Raw genomic sequence first — 6000 nt, 5'->3', positions numbered from 1 at the left:
TTTAATATTAAATTTTATCCACAACTAATAATAGAAAAACCCTCTGTTTTTAAACAGGGGGTTTTTCAACAAACTGATAAAAAAACAGCCAATAGGCTGTTTTTTTATATAAAATAATTTTATTTTATATAATATTAGTACTATATAGATTAGAGAATTTAATTTATATTAATATTGTAATATTTTCGTAATAAATTGAAAAAATATATAAGTTATAATAAAACGTATTAGTAATAAGTATGAGGAATGAGAACATGAAAAGAAAGATATTAAATACAGTTACTTTAATAGTAGCTTTTTATGTGATGTTTACTTTTATTTTTGGAATGCTAAATAGGGGTAAAAGAGATAAGAACACTTCAGGAAAGGAATATTTAGTAAAATTAGAGAGTAAATCTTTAAGTGAAGTTCAGGATAAAATAGACCAATATATTAATTCAGAAAAGGTTATTCATAATGGTAATAACAATAATGATAGTGAAACAATAAAAAATGATGAGGATAATAATACAAATTTAGAGAATGACAATATCAATAATGCTAAGTATTATGAAGATACTGTGTTTATGGGAGATTCAATAGTTGAGGCATTGTCTGAATTTGAAATTGTAGATAGTTATAATGTAATTTCGCACAAAGGAGATACTGTAATAAAAGCGCAGGAAAGTATAGAAAAATTACAGAATATTACTCCTAAAAATATAGTTTTATTATATGGAATGAATGATGTTATTGAGTTTGATAATTCATCAGGAAAAGATTCAAATACTTTTAAGGAAGATTATATTATGCTAATAAATGGGATAAAAGCAGTATTGCCAAATAGTAATATTTATTTAATATCACCACTTCCAGTTATGGATTCAGCAGTAAGTGTAAATTATAGGTTAACAAATGAAAATTTAAATGAATTTAGAGAAAAGGTTAAGGAGGTAGCTGTAGAAACAGGTAGCACTTATATAGATGCAACAAGTATAGTAGAGGGAAAAGATTATTTACATGAACAAGATGGAATTCATTTTAAATATGATTTTTATATAAGTTTGTTAGATTATCTTAGAAGTTATATACAATAATCCCTGTTAAAGAAAATTATTATGAGGAATAAAGCATATATAAATAAGAAAAAATATAAAAAGTATTATTTAATAGAAATAGCAATTATTATGATTATATTTATAGGTTTATATCCTATATTAAGAGTTAAAACTGCTGATATGGATGCAATTAGAAATGATTTAGATAAATATTACACAAATCAAGATTTAGTTGAAGTTGGAGATAAAAAAAGATTAAGTAATTTATATTATATTAATGAAAATGAGGTTGAAGATTTTGTTTCTTACACACCTAGAACTAATATGGATGTAGAAGAGGTATTAGTTTTAAAGGTTAATGAAAATAAAAATGTATCTGAAATAAAGGAAAAAATAAATAAAAGACTGCAAAAGCAAGGTGAGAGCTTTAAAAACTATAGACCAGAAAAGTATAAGGTTATTGAAGATGCTATATTAGAACAAGAAGGACAGTATTTGATTTTTATTGTATCTGAGAATTCTTCAGCTGTTAAGAAGATTATTAAGAGGAATTTTAAATAATACATAATTGGAGTGAGTTACGTTGGTTTTTAGTAGTTTAATCTTTATATTTATTTTTTTGCCTATAGTTTTAGTAGCTTATTATGTTTCGCCTAAGAAGCTAAGAAATACTATTATACTTTTAGCAAGTTTAGTGTTTTATGCTTGGGGAGAGCCAGTTTATATAGTACTTATTATAGTATCTATATTTATAAATTATTGTGGGGCATTATTAATTAGAAAATATAGAAGGGATAAGGAAAAGTGTAAATTTACATTTGTAACAATTTTACTTATAGATTTAAGTATACTCTTTTTCTTTAAATACTATGGTTTTGTAATAGAAGGAATAGGTAGTATTTGGGGATTAAGATTAGAAGTTAAAAATATTTCATTACCTTTAGGAATATCATTTTATACATTCCAACAAGTATCATATATAGTTGATATTTATATGCAAAAAATGAATCCTCAAAGAAACTTAATAGATTTTGCAGCTTATATTACAATGTTTCCACAGCTTATTGCAGGACCAATTGTTAAATATAATGATATATATAAACAATTGAAGAATAGAAAAGAAACATTATATGATTTTGGACAAGGAGTACAAAGATTTATTATTGGATTAGGCAAAAAAGTAATACTATCAAATAATATAGGAATGATATGGGCTCAAGTAAAAGAAATACCTTTAGATAATGTATCTGTTGTTTTATCTTGGATTGGAATAATTTCTTTTACTCTTCAAATTTATTTTGATTTTAGTGGATATTCAGATATGGCAATAGGTCTTGCTAAAATGTTTGGATTTTCCTTCTTAGAAAATTTTGATTATCCATATGTCTCTAAAAGTATAACTGAATTTTGGAGAAGGTGGCATATGTCTTTAGGTGGGTGGTTTAGGGAATACCTATATATACCACTAGGAGGAAATAAAAGAGGAACACTTATTCAAGTTAGAAATCTATTTATTGTTTGGTTTGCTACTGGATTATGGCATGGAGCTAGTACTAATTTTATAATTTGGGGATTATATTTTGGAGTTATATTATTTATAGAAAAAATATTTTTAAAGGATTTATTAAAAAAGGTACCATCTATATTTGCACATATTTATACACTATTAATTGTAATAATAGGTTGGGTAATTTTTGATATGAATACTTTATCAGGAATAGTTAAATATATTGAAATAATGTTTGGAGCTAGTGATAACATATTTATTGATAACATGGCAAAATACATATTAAGTACTAATTTTATTATGCTTGCATTAGGGATAATATGTAGTACAAGGCTGGTGAAGAATATCATTGATAATATTAAATCAACTTTAAGAAAAAAAGACATATTTTTTATAGTTACAATGAATTTATTAATTTTAATAATTTCTATAGCCTATTTAGTAGGAGAGAGCTATAATCCTTTCTTATATTTTAGATTTTAAAAAAGGAAGATGATTTTATGGAAAATCAAAAGCAGTATTATAAAGATTATAAAAGACGAGTAAAAATAAAAAGAACAAAAACATATAATAAAGATTTAAATATAATTATGGCACTAGTTTTTATAACATTCATAGCAGTAGTAATAGTTTTTAATGTTTTTAAAAAAGATAAAACTTTTTCTGAAGAAGAGAATAGAATGTTAGCAACAATGCCGGAATTTACAATGAAGAAATTTTTAAGTGGTGAATTTATTGAAGAATATACAGATTATGTAGAAGATAACTTCGCAGGGAGGAAAGGATTTATTAACATTAAATCTAACTTAGAAAAATTAGAAGGAAAAAAAGAAAGTAACTCAGTTTATATTGGAAAAGATGGACAGTTACTTGAAAAATTTAAAGAAGGAACTAGTGAAGAAACTACTAGAAAAATAGGTGCTATAAATTCATTTTATGAAAGGCACAGCAATTTAAATATAAGTTTTATGCTAGTTCCTACAGCAACTAAGGTTTTAGAAGATAAATTACCTAAATATGCACCAAATGATGATGAATTAACTTATATAGATAAAGTATTTTCAGGATTAAATGATAATATTGTTAAAATTAATCCATATGAGGCTTTGCATGAAAATAAGGATGAATATATATACTATAAGACAGATCATCACTGGACAAGCAAAGGCGCATATATTGCATATAAGGTGATGTGTGAAAAATTAGGATTAACACCTAAATCTATAGAAGACTTTGATGTAATTAATGTTACTGATTCGTTCTATGGAAGTTTAAGCTCGAAGATAGGGACAAAAGGCAAAAATGTAGATAGTATTGATGTATATGTTCCAAAAGATTCAGATATTATTGTAAATTATGTAGAGGAGCAAAAGAAAAGCACAAGTCTTTTTAATAGTGAGGCATTAGATAAAAAAGATAAATATGAAGTATTTACTGGAGGAAATCATCCATTTATAAATATTAAAACATTAGGAGATCCGAATAAAAAGTTGCTTATAATTAAGGATTCATATGCTAATTGCTTTTTACCATTTTTAACATCACATTATGGAGAGATTGATGTTGTTGATTTAAGATATTTTTATGATGATTTAGATAAGTTAATTAAAAATAAAGAAATAACAGACGTATTATTTTTATATAATTCTAATACTTTCAATAGTGATGATTCTATCTTAAATATTGGAAGCTAGTTGGTTTATATTTATGATTAAAAATCAACATTGGAAAGAAAAAGGGATTATTAAAACTTTAGAAATTTCATTTCTATGTTTAATAATCCTTTTTTTATTATATAAATTATCTTGGTATTAAACCAATTTTCTTTTGCATTTTTCTAAGATTTTTAGTTGCAGCATAGTTTGCTTTTTCAGCACCTTGTTTGTAAATTGCTTCTAAAGCTTTTTTATCTTTAAGTAAAGAATTAACTTTTTCTTGAATAGGAGCTAATTCTTCAACTATAGCCTCAGCAACGTCTTTCTTTAAATCAACATAGCCTTTACCTTTATATAATTCAACAACCTCTTCTTTACTATAACCTTTAATTGAAATAAGGATATCAAGTAAATTTTTAACTCCAGGTTGCTCATCAGTATAGTTTACAACACCAATGCTATCAGTAACAGCTCTAGATATTTTCTTTCTAATAACATCTGGTGGATCCATAATTAAGATAAAGCTATTTGGATTATCATCTGATTTTGACATTTTCTTAGTTGGATCTTGTAGACTCATAACTCTAGCACCTACTGGTGGAATATATGGATCTGGCACCTTAAACGTTGGGCTATAAACATTGTTGAATCTATTAGATAAATCTCTAGCTAACTCTAAATGTTGTTTTTGGTCACTTCCAACTGGAACCAAATCAGTATTGTATAATAATATATCTGCAGCCATAAGTACAGGATAAGCAAATAGACCAGCAGGTATAGAATCACCATGCTTTTGAGATTTATCTTTAAATTGAGTCATTCTTGAAAGCTCACCCATGTAAGTATTACAAGTTAAAAGCCATGAAGCTTCTGAATGTGCAGGCACATGAGATTGTATAAATAAAGTATTTTTATCTGGATTAATTCCACAAGCTAAATAAATAGCTAAAACTTCTAAAGTTCTCTTTCTTAAATCTGCTGGAACTTGCTTAACTGTTATAGCATGTAAATCAACTACACAGAAAAAGCAATCGTATTCATCTTGTAATTTAACCCAATTTTTTAACGCACCTAAATAGTTACCTAAAGTTAAGTTCCCAGATGGTTGTATACCACTAAAAATAACTTTCTTATTTTCTGTTATGTTATCCAAAGATAGCACCCCTTTTCTTTCATATAAATCTTTTGACGGACATGTTTTAACCTATTGAATTATAGGTTTTTATAATTTTATTTAACTAAACTTAGAATTTTTAGATAAGTAAAATTTAATTCTATAAAATTAAAAATTCAAGTTTAAAATAAGTCTAATATTTTAATTATATTGTTATAAAATTTTCATGTCAATTATAGTTATATTATATACTTTATAGCATAATAAATGCAAATTTAAGGCTATAAAAGAAAGATAGTGTAAAATTACTTATATTTATTATAAAAAAATAATATTTTAAGTACATAAGAATCCAAGAGTTTTTATTTAATAGAAAGTATGTAAGAAATATATAATTTTAGATTCAAAGAGAATTAAAATATAATAGTATATTAAAAAATAGGACGTATATATTAATAAAAGCTCTAGCAAATGCTAGAGCTTTATTGTTAGTTAAAAAAAGAGTTACTTTCTTTCTCTATTCATCTTTTGAGCTTTTCTTGCTCTTCTGCAGTCAGGACATCTTACTGGATCATTTTCGAATCCCTTTTCTTTGTAGAATTCTTGTTCTCCTACAGTGAAAGTAAATTCCTTTCCACAATCCTTACATACGATAATCTTATCTTCCATTTTATATACCCTCCTTAA

The 6000-nt window shown here is 25.4% G+C and carries 6 protein-coding genes; 4 read left to right on the top strand and 2 right to left on the bottom strand.

The features are described 5' to 3' along the window. The first annotated feature begins 254 nt into the window (after positions 1 to 254). From LPC13_RS07060 to LPC13_RS07045, 4 genes are read left to right on the top strand one after another with little or no spacing between them, the layout of a single operon-like run. Entirely contained in the window at positions 255 to 1076 is an 822-nt protein-coding gene (locus LPC13_RS07060) for a GDSL-type esterase/lipase family protein (RefSeq protein ID WP_040419878.1), read from the top strand. 21 nt (positions 1077 to 1097) lie between these two features. Continuing rightward, entirely contained in the window at positions 1098 to 1598 is a 501-nt protein-coding gene (locus LPC13_RS07055; protein ID WP_005214813.1) for a DUF4358 domain-containing protein, read from the top strand. Between the two features lie 58 nt (positions 1599 to 1656). Continuing rightward, positions 1657 to 3027, top strand: coding sequence for an MBOAT family O-acyltransferase (locus LPC13_RS07050; protein WP_005214812.1), 1371 nt, complete (start codon positions 1657 to 1659; stop codon positions 3025 to 3027). 17 nt (positions 3028 to 3044) lie between these two features. Next, positions 3045 to 4238, top strand: coding sequence for a DHHW family protein (locus LPC13_RS07045; protein WP_005214810.1), 1194 nt, complete (start codon positions 3045 to 3047; stop codon positions 4236 to 4238). 106 nt (positions 4239 to 4344) lie between these two features. Here LPC13_RS07045 and trpS read toward each other — a convergent pair whose 3' ends face one another. Continuing rightward, a complete protein-coding gene (trpS, locus tag LPC13_RS07040) occupies positions 4345 to 5343 on the bottom strand; it encodes a tryptophan--tRNA ligase (RefSeq protein ID WP_040419884.1) in 999 nt (332 codons plus the stop codon). Between the two features lie 474 nt (positions 5344 to 5817). Beyond that, complete coding sequence (locus tag LPC13_RS07035; protein WP_005214807.1) at positions 5818 to 5982, bottom strand: zinc-ribbon domain-containing protein; 165 nt, start codon at positions 5980 to 5982, stop codon at positions 5818 to 5820. Positions 5983 to 6000 lie beyond the last annotated feature (18 nt).

The organism is Clostridium celatum (assembly GCF_021412605.1).
Classification (GTDB): Bacteria; Bacillota; Clostridia; order Clostridiales; family Clostridiaceae; genus Clostridium; species Clostridium celatum.
Note: the sequence above shows the minus strand (reverse complement) of the source record. Positions and strands in the feature narration are given on the sequence as shown.